This is a genomic window from Arthrobacter sp. NPDC056886, assembly GCF_042788715.1.
Taxonomy (GTDB): domain Bacteria; phylum Actinomycetota; class Actinomycetes; order Actinomycetales; family Micrococcaceae; genus Arthrobacter.
Map to the genome: position 1 here is coordinate 92921 of NZ_JBHUBT010000007.1, position 13942 is coordinate 106862.

At 65.6% G+C, this 13942-nt stretch carries 11 protein-coding genes and 1 pseudogene; 7 read left to right on the plus strand and 5 right to left on the minus strand.

All coding sequences use genetic code 11. From position 1 onward, the window contains the following. Positions 1-8: 8 nt before the first annotated feature. Positions 9-512 carry a MarR family winged helix-turn-helix transcriptional regulator gene (locus ACFRJ8_RS13325; protein WP_377986820.1) on the minus strand — a complete coding sequence of 168 codons (504 nt, stop codon included), beginning with the start codon at positions 510-512 and terminating at the stop codon, positions 9-11. A 67-nt stretch (positions 513-579) separates the two neighbouring features. On the opposite strand from ACFRJ8_RS13325, the gene ACFRJ8_RS13330 reads away from it, so the two are divergent. Then, positions 580-1221 carry an LUD domain-containing protein gene (locus ACFRJ8_RS13330; protein ID WP_377986642.1) on the plus strand — a complete coding sequence of 214 codons (642 nt, stop codon included), beginning with the start codon at positions 580-582 and terminating at the stop codon, positions 1219-1221. A 70-nt stretch (positions 1222-1291) separates the two neighbouring features. On the opposite strand, the gene ACFRJ8_RS13335 is transcribed toward ACFRJ8_RS13330, so the two are convergent. Next, entirely contained in the window at positions 1292-2080 is a 789-nt protein-coding gene (locus ACFRJ8_RS13335; RefSeq protein WP_377986643.1) for an alpha/beta fold hydrolase, read from the minus strand. A gap of 255 nt (positions 2081-2335) precedes the next feature. Here ACFRJ8_RS13335 and ACFRJ8_RS13340 point away from each other — a divergent pair, with 255 nt between their 5' ends. From ACFRJ8_RS13340 to ACFRJ8_RS13365, 6 genes and pseudogenes are all read left to right on the plus strand, one after another. Beyond that, on the plus strand, positions 2336-4267 hold the full coding sequence (locus tag ACFRJ8_RS13340; RefSeq protein WP_377986644.1) for a glycoside hydrolase family 15 protein: 1932 nt from the start codon (positions 2336-2338) through the stop codon (positions 4265-4267). Between the two features lie 285 nt (positions 4268-4552). After that, positions 4553-5686, plus strand: a pseudogene (locus ACFRJ8_RS13345) (S1C family serine protease); the annotation flags it as partial. A gap of 116 nt (positions 5687-5802) precedes the next feature. After that, positions 5803-6222, plus strand: a complete 420-nt coding sequence (locus tag ACFRJ8_RS13350; protein WP_377986645.1) for a YciI family protein — start codon at positions 5803-5805, stop codon at positions 6220-6222. Between the two features lie 22 nt (positions 6223-6244). Further along, entirely contained in the window at positions 6245-7498 is a 1254-nt protein-coding gene (locus tag ACFRJ8_RS13355) for an RNA polymerase sigma factor (RefSeq protein WP_377986646.1), read from the plus strand. A gap of 212 nt (positions 7499-7710) precedes the next feature. Beyond that, positions 7711-8700, plus strand: a complete 990-nt coding sequence (locus ACFRJ8_RS13360; protein ID WP_377986647.1) for a manganese catalase family protein — start codon at positions 7711-7713, stop codon at positions 8698-8700. Positions 8701-8865: 165 nt separating this feature from the next. Further along, positions 8866-10329: a YdiU family protein gene (locus ACFRJ8_RS13365; RefSeq protein ID WP_377986648.1), complete on the plus strand. Its 1464-nt coding sequence runs from the start codon at positions 8866-8868 to the stop codon at positions 10327-10329. Positions 10330-10332: 3 nt separating this feature from the next. On the opposite strand, the gene ACFRJ8_RS13370 is transcribed toward ACFRJ8_RS13365, so the two are convergent. The 3 genes from ACFRJ8_RS13370 to ACFRJ8_RS13380 all read right to left on the minus strand — a co-directional run bounded on the left by ACFRJ8_RS13370 (position 10333) and on the right by ACFRJ8_RS13380 (position 13695). Then, a complete protein-coding gene (locus ACFRJ8_RS13370; RefSeq protein ID WP_377986649.1) occupies positions 10333-11025 on the minus strand; it encodes a DUF998 domain-containing protein in 693 nt (230 codons plus the stop codon). A 99-nt stretch (positions 11026-11124) separates the two neighbouring features. After that, positions 11125-12147: a LacI family DNA-binding transcriptional regulator gene (locus ACFRJ8_RS13375; protein WP_377986650.1), complete on the minus strand. Its 1023-nt coding sequence runs from the start codon at positions 12145-12147 to the stop codon at positions 11125-11127. A 99-nt stretch (positions 12148-12246) separates the two neighbouring features. Continuing rightward, positions 12247-13695: a sugar porter family MFS transporter gene (locus tag ACFRJ8_RS13380; protein WP_377986651.1), complete on the minus strand. Its 1449-nt coding sequence runs from the start codon at positions 13693-13695 to the stop codon at positions 12247-12249. Positions 13696-13942: the final 247 nt, after the last annotated feature.

Consider the following 13942-nt stretch of genomic DNA (forward strand, 5'->3'; position numbering starts at 1 on the left):
CCGTATCTTCAGCCGAAGGTGCAGTCGACGATGACCTTGCCAAGGGCGGTCTCGAGAACGGCGAGCTCCTGATCGTCGAGCCGCTCGACGAACAGTTCGGACACGCCGCGAAGGTGGACCGGCACCGTTTCTTCCAGGCGCGCGACGCCGGCGTCGGTCAAGGCAACAACCACGCCGCGCCCGTCCCCGGCGACGTTCGCCCGGCGTACCAGGTCCTCGTCGACCAACCTCGCGACGCGGCGGGTCAATCCCGAACGTGAGATGAGCGTCCGGGCAGCGAGGTCAGTCATCCGTAGTTCGCCGCCCGCCGCGGCCAACTGCGCCAGAACGTCGAAGTCGGCGAGGCGCAGGCCGGTGTCCTCCCTGAGATCGGTGTCGAGCCGGCGCATGAGCGTGGCATGGGCGTGCAACATTGCCCGCCATGCCTTCTCTCCGCGTTGCCCGGGAAGTGACTCTTCGACAAGCCGGTCGAAGAGGGTGGCCACGGCGCTTGGTGAGGAATTTTCGTCCATGCTCACCAGTTAACTCCACAGGTATTTGCAATCGCAAGTACACCGGAGCGGTGAGGAGGACCGTCCCATGAATGAAGTACAGCCCAACAGGACATTGAGTCGAGAATTCTCAGCCCCGGCAGAGGAGGACCGCGTCGCGCGGACCGCTGCCGCGCTGGAAGCGAACGGGATCACCGTCCTTCGCGCCCCGAACAGCGCAGAGGCCAAGCGCATGGTCCTGGATCTCATCCCGGCCGGGTCGCAAGTGCACCAAGGAGCATCGGCCTCGCTCGAGGCCGCGGGCATCACAGGGGAGATGGAGAAGTCCGGCCACTACAGGCCGCTCCGGCCCCGGCTCCACAGTATGGACCGCGCCACGCAGGCCGACGAGATCCGCCGCCTGAGCGCGTCGCCGGACGTCATGCTCGGTAGTGTGCACGCCATCACCGAGACCGGGTCGCTGGTTGTCGCCTCCGCGAGCGGCAGCCAAATCGGCCCGTACGCATCCGGCGCCGGGAAGGTCGTTCTCTTGGTTGGGACGCAGAAAATCGTTCCCGGCCTGGAGGACGCACTGCGCCGCGTCGATGAATACGCCTTCCCGCTGGAGGACGCCCGGGCCCAGGCAGCCTACGGTGTGCACAGCGGCGTGAACAAAGTTCTCATCATCAACCGCGAGTGGGTACCCGGCCGCATCACCGTTGTCCTTTGCGGTGAGGCACTGGGGTTCTAATCGTGCCAGGTCGGATGCCGGGCGCCCGGATTGTCGGTAACCGTCAGGGCAAGGCGGTTCGACTGACCGCCTAGTCCGCGACGCGTCGATACCCGCCGCTGACCCAGTCGGCCACCAGTCGGCCGTATTCCTCCGCTGCTTCTTCCCACGCGAAGTGGCCGGCGTCGAGAGGATGCATCTCGCGGTGGGGGAGCAGGTCGTCCAGGTACTCGCTGTTCGACCATGGCACGAGGTCATCGTGGCGGCCAGCGACGATCTGGGTCGGCGTGGTGATGGACGGCAGCAGATCGTGCAGCACCGGGTTCTGCTCGGGGTAGGTCCGCACAAACCTCGCCGACTCTGCGAAGCGCCCGAGGTCGTAGGCGCTGACGTAGTCCTCGTGGACCTCCGGCTCGCTGGCACTCGGGGCGGGCAGCTCCACCGCGTAGCCGATATTCGTTCTGGCGTCGAGAGCGCGCACGTCATCCAGAGTCGGCGCTTCGATGATCTCCTTGAGGGCGCCGCCCGCATCGATCGGAAAGCGGACGGCGCCGCCGCCGATGGTCAGGCTCGTGACCCGTTCCGGAGCCTTCGCGGCAAGGAAAAGCGCCGCGGCCGTGCCAACGTCCGGGCCGACGACGTGCGGAACTCCGAGGCCCCATTCATCGATCAGGCGGGCCAGGAACGCTCCGGAGCCGTCCGGGGCGATCAACTCCGGGCGACCATCTGAATGGCCGAATCCGGGCATGTCGATGGCGACCACCCGCCCGACTGCCGCAACGTGGTTCCAGATGCGCCGGAAGGCCCAAAGGCTTTCCGGCCACGGCGCCAGCAGCAGCATGGTGATATCCGAGTCTGCCTTGTTGTCCGCGAACCTCACCCGCACTCCGTCACAAACTCGGAAGTACGTGCTGATCGTCGCAACCGCGCCGGCACCCATCTGAGAACTCTCTTCGTTGAACCTGCTATCGGCCGGATCGCCCACCAGATCTGTCCCGACACGCTGCATGGAGCGATCGCTGTAGCAGTTCTAGACCCGTCGCTCCAAGCGTGTCAAGGCCGCGCGTTTACCCAGGGGACGGGTCCGCGTGGAGTCAGGATTCCCGCTTCCAGTCTGGGCGAGCATACTGGGGGAGTGAGGATCGACGCCGGATCAGGGCCCCAGGGGCGGCGGCGGCCGGGAGCAGGCACGAGCCCGTACCCGCCGATCGCCGACTATGGGTTTTTGTCTGACTGTGAGGCCAACTGCTTGATCGCATCGAGCGGGCAGGTGGAGTGGATGTGCGTGCCACGTCACGACTCGCCGAGTCTGTTTTCCACCATGCTTGACCGCGCCGCGGGTGGCTTCAAGGTGGCGCCGTACGGCGTTCGGGAGCCCACTGCGCGCCGTTATCTCCCCGGCAGCTTGATCCTGGAGACCACCTGGCAGACCAGGACCGGCTGGTTGATCGTGAGGGATGCCCTGGTGATGGGTCCGTGGCACCACACCGACGAGAGGGCCGGCCGATACCGCCGGCCGCCGATGAACTACGAGGCTGAGCATTGCCTGCTGCGCACGGTCAGATGCGTCAACGGTGCAGTTGAGCTGTCCGTGCTGTGCGAGCCGGTCTTCGACTACGGCAGGCGCCGTGCACGGTGGGGGTTTTCCAGCCCAGGCTACGGGGAGGTCGTGACCGTCGGCGGCGATGAGGGCCATCCGGTGCTGCGTCTGACCACCGACCGGCGGCTGGGCATCGAGGACTCCATCGCAGTCATGCGCACCCGGATGACTGAGGGGGAGGAGGCTTTCATCGCGCTCTCCTGGGGGTCTCTGCCCCCACCGCGGACGTGGGAGGAAGCCACGCGCAAGCAGTGGCAGACCACTGAGTTCTGGAGGCAATGGATCACCGCGGGCGAGTTCCCCGACCACCCGTGGCGGGAGCAGCTGCAGCGCAGCGCGCTGACGTTGAAGGGCCTCACCTACGCGCCGACCGGAGCTCTGGTCGCGGCGCCCACCACGTCGCTGCCCGAGACACCCGGGGGAGAGCGGAACTGGGACTACCGGTACACGTGGGTGCGCGATTCCACGTTCGCGCTCTGGGCCCTCTACACCCTCGGCCTGGACCGGGAGGCCGACGATTTCTTCGCCTTCATCCGCGACGTCGCCGCCGAGGACGACCTGCAGATCATGTACGGCATCGACGGCGAAAGGGATCTTCCCGAGGTTACCGTCGAGGGGCTCGGCGGATACGACGGCGCCCGCCCCGTCCGGATCGGCAACGCCGCCGCCCATCAACGGCAGCTCGACGTCTGGGGCACGATGCTGGACTCCGTCTACCTCCACGCCAAATCCCGTGACCAGCTTCCCGAGCCGCTCTGGCCCGTCCTGCTCCGCCAGGTCGAGCAAGCCGCCGCCCATTGGAGGGACCCGGACCACGGCATCTGGGAGGTTCGTGGCGAACCGAAGCAATTCACCTCCTCAAAGCTCATGTGCTGGGTAGCCCTGGATCGTGGTGCCCGGCTGGCGCGCCTGCACGGTCAGGCCGACTACGCCCGGAAGTGGGACACCATCGCCGAGGAGATCCATGAGGACATCTGCCGCAATGGCGTGGACGACCGAGGCGTGTTCGTCCAGTCCTACGGCACGACGAACCTGGATGCCTCGCTTCTCCTTGTCCCGCTCGTCCGATTCCTCCCCGCCAACGATCCACGCGTGTGCGCCACCGTCCTGGCCATCGCCGATGAACTCACCCGGGACGGGCTCGTACTGCGCTACCGCCCCGAGCAGACCGACGACGGGCTCGCCGGCGACGAGGGGACCTTCACCACCTGCTCGTTCTGGCTTGTCTCAGCCCTCGTCGAGATCGGAGAAGTGGTACGCGCCAAGGCACTGTGCGAACATCTGCTGTCCCTCGCCAGTCCCTTGGGCCTTTACGCCGAGGAGCTGGATCCGGTGAGCGGCCGTCACCTCGGCAACTTCCCACAGGCGTTCACCCATCTGGCCCTCATCAACGCGCTCGTGCACCTCATCCGAGCCGAGGAAACCAATCTTTCGGCGCAGTTCGCCCCCGCACACCGCAGCACCTGACTGCAGCGACACAACCTGACCCCAACCAGACGCTCGCGGGTCCACGTCCAGTCCACGGCTCACAGTCCGTTCACAGCGCCACGACAGACCGTCGACAGTACGGGGTTTGAGGATGGGGATACGGCTTCGAAATCCGCGGGGCGGCAACCCCGAGCGCGATCATGAGGCGTGAGGTCGGCACAGGCAAGAACGACGAGATCAGGATGACCCATGAACGAGCATGAACTGCCCACCCGCAGCGAAAACACCGGAACCCTTGCAGGCCTGAAGACACGGAGGCGCGTGGGCGCCGGGCTCTACGTTTCCTGCCTGGTGGCTGCGGGCGGCATCGGCGGGGGCGTGGCGGCCGGGGCAACGGCGATGTGGAATACCGCCGCGCCGGCATCCGGCACTGTGCAAACTACCCAATACACGCCGGTGATCGTCAACAATCCTGACAGTGTCAGTGCGGTGACAGCCGCCGCGCAGAAGGCCTCACCGAGTGTGGTCACCATCAGCGCCAGTTCCGGCGCTTCAGGCGGTACTGGGTCGGGCATCATTCTCGACGATTCCGGCCATATTCTGACCAACACCCATGTGGTCACCCTGGACGGGCAGGCAGCGGACGCGGCCATCGAGGTTCGGACCAGCGACGGCAGCGTCTCCCCGGGGACAATTGTCGGAACGGACCCCCTCTCGGACCTGGCCATCATCCAAATCACTGCCCCGGGGCTGGTTGCCGCGGCCCTCGGCGATTCCGGCAAGGTCAATGTGGGCGACACCGCCATAGCCATCGGAGCGCCCCTGGGCTTGAGTGGAACGGTCACTGACGGCATCGTTTCGGCAGCGAACCGCACCATCGAGACAGCGTCCTCGGCCACGTCCGCCCTGCAGGACGGCTCCTCCAGCGCCGCGCAGGACACCATCAGCATCAACGTCATCCAAACGGATGCGGCCATAAACCCGGGAAACTCCGGCGGCCCCCTGGTGAACGCGAACGGTGAGATCATCGGAGTCAATGTGGCCATCGCCTCGGCCGGATCCACGTCTTCCTCCTCGGACCAGGCGGGGAACATCGGGGTCGGCTTCTCCATCCCGATCAACGACGCGAAACGCGTCGCCCAGGAGATCATCGCGACGGGCACGGCCACGCACGGCCAACTGGGCGTCTCGGTCCGGGACAAGGCCTCGGGAGCCTCTTCGGAGTTCGCGGCCGGAGCCGAGGCGACCTCCGTGACCCCGGGCTCCGCAGCGGACAAGGCCGGTTTGAAGGCCGGCGACGTGATCACGGGGCTGGGCGGCCGCAGTGTGACCGATGCATCCGAGCTTACGGCGGCCACGCGGGAACAGGCTGCCGGGGCTACGGTCAAGGTCACCTTTGTCCGCGACGGCCAGGAGCAGAGCGCGGACGTCACCCTCGGCGCGGTCACCGCTGGCTGACGGGGTGTCCAGTGCCCCCTGCATAAATTTCCTGGCACGTGTCGATTGGCCCTCGCGCTGTTCGACCTGTGGGTGGGAAGGTCGAAGCGCGACCTTCCAAAACCTAGGAGATTGAAATGGCAAAGTACATGTTGATCATGCGCGGAACCGACGAGTCGTACGCCAATCTTGCGAACGCCGACTTCAATGAGGTTCTCGACACCATGGGCAAATTCAACGACGAATTGATCCGCGCCGGTGTCTTGCTGGCAGCCGAGGGCTTGGATGATCCGAAAGAGGGCGTCGTGGTGGACTTTAGCGGCGAAACCCCGGTGGTCACTGACGGGCCCTACGGTGAAACCAAGGAACTGTTCGCTGGCTACTACATCCTCGACGTCGCATCGAAGCAGGAGGCGATCGAGTGGGCAAAACGGGCACCCCTCACGGCGGGCACCAAGACTGAGATTCGCAGGGTGCCTTCCATCGACGAGTTCCCGCAGGAGAACGAATGGATCCAGAGGGAACGCGCGTGGCGGGAACAGACCGGCCAACTCTGAACCAGCCAGCCCGGAACCGGCAGTGAGCAGCAACGAGGCACGGGCCGCCGTCGAAGCGGTGTGGCGCATGGAATCCGCCCGCATCGTCGGCGCCCTGGCCCGCTATACGGGCGATTTCCCGTTGGCCGAAGACCTCGCACAGGAGGCGCTCGCCGGGGCCCTTGTGTCCTGGTCGGTGAACGGGATCCCCGCGGAGCCGGTGGGCTGGCTGCTGACCACCGGCCGGCGCCGGGCGGTGGACACCTTCCGGCGGCGTGCCGCCCGCGACGAAAAGTACGCACTCCTGGTCCGCGACCTCTCGGAGGAACTTCCGGGCGCGGATGCGCTGTTTGACCCCGAAGCGATCGACGACGACGTGCTGGCCCTGATGTTCATCTCCTGCCATCCGGTGTTGTCCAAGGAAGCGCGGATCGCCTTGACGCTGCGCGTGGTGGGCGGCATGGGGACCGACGAGATCGCGAAGGCGTTCCTGGTTCCGGTGCCGACCATCCAGGCGCGCATCACCCGGGCCAAAAAGACTCTGGCCGCCGCCCACATTCCGTTCACCGTGCCAGAAGCGCGTGAAGTGCCCGAACGGCTAGGCTCGGTGCTCCAAGTCGTGTACCTGATCTTCACGGAGGGTTCCTTCGCGTCCGGCGGTGACTCCTGGATGCGCGCAGACCTGGCCGGTGAAGCGCGCCGCCTGGGCCGTGTGCTGACGCGGCTGGCGCCAGAACCCGAGGTGTTCGGCCTGCTGGCCCTGATGGAACTGACGGCGGCGCGCTTCCCCGCGAGGCTTGATACGTCCGGCCAGCCGGTTCTCCTTGAGGACCAGGACCGGCGGTTGTGGGACCAGTCGGCGATCCGGCGCGGGCGTGCAGCGCTGGCCAGGGCCGTGGCTGCCGGCCGTGGGCTCGGCGCGTACGGGTTGCAGGCTTCCATCGCCGAATGCCACGCGGTGGCCCCTTCCGTTGCGGAAGCGGACTGGCAGCGAATCGTGATCCTCTACGAGGCCCTGGGCAGGCTGGCGCCCTCTCCGGTCATCGAACTGAACCGCGCGGTTGCGGTGGCCATGGCATCGGGTCCGGCGGCCGGGCTGGCACTGGTCGACGCGATCAGATCACGGGGTGAGCTCAACGGCTCGCACCTGCTGCCAGCGGTCAGGGGCGAGATGCTGATAAGGCTCGACCGGCGCGGAGAGGCAAAGTCCGCCCTCCAGCAGGCGGTCGTGCTGTGCTCGAACGCGGCCGAGCGCACAGCGCTGGAACGAAAGATCGAGGAGCTAGCCCGGCCGTAGGTCCCGCAGCCGGAGCCTGCGGGCCGCCTGGGACGAGAGCGCTTTGCGGCCGCGATTTCGCTGGCTAATTTCCTTGCCAAGGATACTAAGCATGCTTATGGTTAGATCCTGCGGCTGCCACGCCGCGGAAGTACCGATCCGGCCATGAGGTATTCGAAGCCGGAGCTGAAGAGGACGACGACCAGTATCAGACCAGAGTGAGGAACTACCGTATGTACCTGCACACCCAGCAACTGATCAACGAAATCGCCGTCGACGAGCCCGACCCCGCCGCAGCCAACGCCCTGCAGGAGGGCCTGGGCGGGCAGTTCGGCGAGATGCGCACCATGATGCAGTACCTGTTCCAGAGCATGAACTTCCGCGGCGACGCAGCCGCGAAGCCCTACAAGGACCTGCTCCAGGGCGTGGGTACCGAGGAGATCAGCCACGTCGAGCTGATCGGCACCACCATCTCCCGGCTGCTGGACGGGTCCCCCGAGTACCAGGGCAAGAAAACCGACCCCGTGGACCAGCCCGGAGCCAAGGGGGCCACGCCGCTGAAGATCGCGCTGGACACGAGCAACATCCACCACTACCTGGTCGGCGCCCAGGGGGCGTTGCCCGTGGATGCGGCCGGCAACCCGTGGAGCGGGTCCTACGTCTACAACAGCGGCAACCTGGTCCTGGACCTGCTGTACAACCTGATGCTCGAGTCCACCGGCCGGCTGCAGAAGTGCCGAATCTACGAAATGACCGAGAACAAGACGGCACGGTCCACGATCGCCTACCTCATCGTCCGGGACCAGGCCCACGAGAATGCGTTCGCGAAGGCCCTGGAAAGCCTCGGCGTCAACTGGGGCAAAGTGCTTCCGATTCCGAAGACCAACGCCGAGCAGTTCCCGGAAGTGAAGAAACTCCTGGACAAGGGCCTGCAGAGCATCCAGTACACCTTCAGCGCCGACAACCTCAGCGAGGCCGGCAAGCTGTACCGGGGCGCATCACCCTCCAATGACGGCACCCAGCTGAGCACCGACGTCGCACCGGACGGCTTCCCGATGACCATTTCACCGGAACGCCGCGAGGAATTCGCGCCCGGGCTCGACCCTGACCTGCTGGCGCTGATCCAGGCCACGGCAGAAGTGGAACTCAAGGACGCCGACAATCCCAAGGAACCCAACAAGGAACCCAAGAAGGAACCCAAAAAAGAATCCATCAAAAACTAGCCGCGGCGCGGGAGGGCCTCCAGGGCACCGCCTTGGCCGGCGCGCCCTCCCAGGCAGCCCGCTTTCCACGGGGAAGGCGGGCTGCCTCTGCACCCCGTGCGATAGGCAGACGGAAACTAATCTCCGATGGCACTGGTGCTTGAGCGTCGACCGTATCCTTGAAAGATGAGTGACATCGCGCATTCAACCGTCACATTCAATGGCCGCTTCGCCCGGGAGTTCAAGGAGATGGCCATTCCGTGGCGCGCGGAGGAGGCTCCCGATCCGCGCCTTCTGGTGCTCAACGAGCCCCTCGCCACTGAGCTGGGCCTCGATCCGGCCTTCCTCAGAAGCCCTGAGGGTCTGCTTCTGCTGATCGGCAACGCCGTCCCTGCGGAGGCCAGCCCGGTGGCGCAGGCCTACGCCGGCCACCAGTTTGGCTGGTATGCACCCCGTCTCGGCGACGGGCGCGCACTCCTGCTCGGCGAGATCGGGCACGCGGACGGGCAGCTCCGCGACATCCACCTCAAGGGATCAGGGCGGACGCCGTTTGCGCGGAACGGCGACGGCCAGGCAGTGGTCGGTCCTATGCTGCGCGAATACATCGTGAGCGAGTCAATGCACGCGCTGAACATCCCCACCACGCGTTCCCTCGCCGTCGTGGGGACGGGGCGTTCGGTGCAGCGCGAGACGCTCCTGCCCGGCGCCGTTCTCACTAGGGTTGCCAGCAGCCACCTGCGCGTCGGCAGCTTCCAGTACGCCCGGTCAACGGACGATATCGGCCTCCTCCGCCGGCTCGCCGACTACGCGATAACCCGTCACCACCAGGCCGCCGCGGAGGCCGAGAACCGCTACCTCGCACTGCTCCAAGCGGTCATATCAGCCCAGGCTTCACTGGTGGCCCGGTGGATGCTCGTTGGGTTCGTTCACGGGGTCATGAACACCGACAACATGACGGTCTCGGGCGAAACCATCGACTACGGGCCGTGTGCCTTCATGGAAGGCTTCGACCCCGCCGCGGTCTACAGCTCGATCGACGAGACCGGACGGTATGCCTACCGCAATCAGCCGGTGGTGGCGGAGTGGAACCTTGCCAGGCTCGCCGAATCCCTCCTGCCCCTGCTCCACGATGACCAGGAGCAGGCGGTGGACCTCGCGGTGGAAGCCCTTAGCATGTTCCGCCCGCAGTACAGCGCAGCCTGGTCAGCAGGCATGAGAGCCAAGCTGGGGTTCGGTGAAGGGCTCGACGACGAAGTGACCTCGCCTCTTGTGGACGAACTTGTGGCCCTGATCCAGGAGTCACGGGCGGACTACACATCATTTTTCCGGAACCTCGGCAAAGCCGCGCGCGGCCAAGCAGAGCCTGCGCGGGGCCAGGTTCTGGATCCAGCGAGGTTTGATGCCTGGGTAACCCGCTGGCGCGCCCTGGCGCCGGATGCTGACGCCATGGACCAAGTCAACCCCGTCTACATTCCGCGGAACCACCTGGTGGAGGAGGCCCTGGCCGCCGCTACCGGCGGGAACATGGGTCTGCTGGAACGGCTGATGGACGCGGTAACCTCACCCTTCGATGAGCGGCCCGGTCTCGAGCACTACGCCGCTGCCGCCCCGGAAAGTTTCGGCCCTTACCGGACCTTCTGCGGAACCTGAGCATCACGGCTGCGCTGGCGGGGTGCCTTCCCCGCTCCGGTACTGGCGGCGAAGGCGGAATGCGACTGCGAAGATCCAGGCCATGAACGTGAACAGGATGACGCGTTGCACGAGGCCCTTCCACTCGAAGAGTCCGCTCCCGGGCTGTTGGCTGATCTTGAGCAGGACGACTCCGACAGTTAGAACAGCACCGCTGGCCAGTGTCCACCCCGCCAGTGGGCGCCAGCCGGTATCACGGCGGAAGCGCCGGTAGAAGACGAAACAGCTGATTGGCGCGAACGTGAAGACCAGCGCACCGAATATGCCGTGCACGAGGCCGTGAATACTGGATTGCTGGAACATCGAAGACGGGTCGGTCGTGAACGGTCCGGAGGCCATCAGGCTGACTCCGATGCCCTGTATTAGGGCGGGGCCGGCACGGGACGCGGCGCCGGTGTTGAAGTGCGCCGCGAGCCCCAGCCCGAAGACCAGCATCAAGGCGCCGGTCAGGACAAAGTTGAGGATCTGAATCCAGCCGTGGGGGCCTAGGGACAGCTCGCTGACGAACAATCGCGTCGGGGAGTAGCCGGGGTCCAGCCACCCCGACACCGTGAAGACGGACACGAAAAGGACCGCCCCGATCATGCCAGCCATGGCGGCGAGCCCGATACGCCGACGTCGGGCCGCCGCTTGGCTGGCGATAGAAACTGACACCATGGTGAAGTCTACGGTTCGGTGGAAACGCCGAACCACCCCGCCGCTTGCGTAGAGCGGACGCTTTCGTCACGTGGATGCGGTCTGAGACAAGCGGGCGAGCTAGAGAGGGGTAGCCTGAGCGGTGCTGTTGCGAACGACGAGGCGCGGGGGTAGCACGTCGGTGCGTGGCGGCAGGGAGTGGTCGGCGATGCGGGCGAGGAGAAACTCGGCCGCGCGGATGCCTACGTCCCGGCTGACCGGGTCGACGGTGGTCAGGGAGAGATGACGGATCCCGGCGAGATAGGTGTTGTCGTATCCGACCAGTGAGAGGTGTGAAGGAACGCTGATGCCGTCGTCGTCGGCGGCCGAGAGCGCACCGACGGCGAGGATGTCGTTGGCGGCGAAGACCGCTGTGGGCGTCCGGCCGCTGTCGATAAGGCGGCTCATTGCCGCAAAGCCGGACTCTTCGCTCATGTCCGTGGGCTCCACACGGATGTTGTCCTGCAGGCCGTGGCGGGTCATCGTGTCCCGGTAGGCGTTGGCCCGCAAGGTAGCGGATCCGGTGGGGGCGGTGAGGAAGGCAATGTCTTTGTGGCCGAGGCCAATGAGGTGTTCGACCGCCAGGCGGGCGCCGGCGGCGTCGTCGTTGGTGACAAGGTCTGCTGCCGGGAGGTCGAAGGCGCGCGTGCCGGTGACCACCGCTGGGGTATTTAGTGTGGCGCGGGTCAGGTCTGCATCGGCGTCGAGGTCCCCGGCGATGACCAGACCGTCGACGCGCATTTCCATGAACGCGGACACCGGGCTTTCCCCCGGGCGGGCCAGATATTGGGAGTCGCCTAGGACCATCCTCAGCTGTTGCTCCCGGAAGATGCTCTGCATCCCGTCGAGCAGCTCGACGAACCACGGATTGGCAAGGTCATCCAGCAGCACTCCGACCGTTCGCGTGCGTCCGCTGGCAAGCGAGCGGGCCGCATTGCTTGGCCGGTAGTCCAGGGCAGCCATGGCGATGGCCACGGCGTCCCTTTTTTGTTGACTTACCTTTGGTGAACCCTGGAGCACCAGGGAAACGAGTGCCCGCGATACGCCGGCTTCCCGTGCTACATCCTCAATTGTGGCGCGCCTGGCCGCCCCATGTTGATTCACTGCATTCCCCGACAAGTGGCCTCCTGCCAGCAAGCGTATCGCGGGAAGGGCGGCGGCTTCCGGCCGCCGCCCTTCGCCCGCGAACTGGCAGCGCTGCTCTTACAGGGCTGCGGCTTTCTCGCCAGCCGCGGCCGGGGGCGCGATGATCGGTATGCCTCCGGTGCGGAAGTGCACCTCCAACTCCTCCAGCGACTGCCCCTTGGTCTCCGGGACAAATTTCGCCACGAAGATCAGGGAAACGATGTTCACCAGTACGAACACGGTGAACGTGCCGGTTGAGCCCAGGGCGACCACCAGGATCGGGAACAGGAAGGAAATTGCCGCGTTCACGGTCCAGAGTGCGAACACGGCAATGCCCATCGCGAAGCCGCGGATGGCGAGCGGGAAGATCTCGGAAAGCAGCAGCCACACGCAGGTTCCGATGAAGCACTGCACGAAGGCCACGAACAGCATCATTGCCGCCAGGATGGTGTAGCTGACGAGGTCCGACTGGGGAAGCGTGAAAACGACCGCGAGGAGTGCCTGCGAAGCCACGACCCCGGAGAAGCCAATGACCAGCATGCGGCGGCGCCCGATGAAGCCCAGCAGCCAGATGCCCAGGACGGTCATCAGCACCGACGTCACACCGACGGCGATGGTTGCCACGAGCGATGCGCTCACGCCGAGGCCGCTGCGCTCGAGGATCGTCGGCGCGTAGTAATTCACGGTATTGATGCCCGTTGCCTGCTGGGCCACGGCGAGCCCGATGCCAACCCAGAGAAGCCGCCGCATCCAGGGATTGTTCTTCAGGTCGCGCCAAGCACTGGAGCGCTCATCCCGCGCCATGTTCGCGGACTCAACGATTTCCTTGTACTCGAAATCGGCTTCCTCCGGGCTGCGGCTGAGGTCGAGGATGCGCCGGCTGTCATCGAACCTGTCACGGATCGCGAACCAGCGCGGCGATTCGGGCAGGACGAGCATTCCGATCAGAAGCGCGATGGCGGGGATGGAGGCAACACCGAGCATGATGCGCCAGACCTCCGTGTCGTGGATGACGGCGTCGAGGAGGGCGTTGATGGCAAAAGCGAGCATCTGGCCGGTCACGATCATCAGTTCGTTGATCGTGACCATGCGTCCGCGCAGATGCGCCGGGGCCATTTCTGCAAGGTAGAGGGGGCAGGTTACGGCGGCGGCGCCGACGCCTAGGCCAAGGATGACGCGGGCCACAATCATGAATCCGACATTCGGCGCGACGGCGCAGCCCAGCGCTCCTATGAGGAAGAGCAGCGCACAGACGAGCAGCGTGCCGCGCCGACCGAGCTTATCGGCGAGCCGTCCGCCGCTCAGCGCGCCGACCGCGGCACCGGGAAACAGCAGTGCGCTGACGACAGTGGCTTCTTCGACGGGGCTCATGCTCAGTGAGTCCTGCATGTAGAGCAGCGCACCGGAGATGACTCCGGTGTCGTAGCCGAACAGGAGTCCGCCGAGCGTGGAGATGACGGTGAGTCGGGCGAGATATCCGCGATGTCTTGAGCCCGATGCGGGCGAGCTTGCTGTGTGCAACGACATTGTTGACTTCCTCGATTCGGCCGACCTGAAGGGCGGACTTTGAATTTGGAGAGCGTTCCCGGGAGTGTGCTGGGTCACGTGACTGACTTCAACGTTAGAGCGCTCTAACGCAATGGTCAAGACTTTGTGCTGACATGCGGTCAAAGTGGCAACGATGCGCTGGATTGGATGCTACGGGCCTTGCCCAGCGCAAATCGGGCTTGTTACTATGTCAGGACAAAGTTCGCGGAGACCCTTGCGTTTCTCG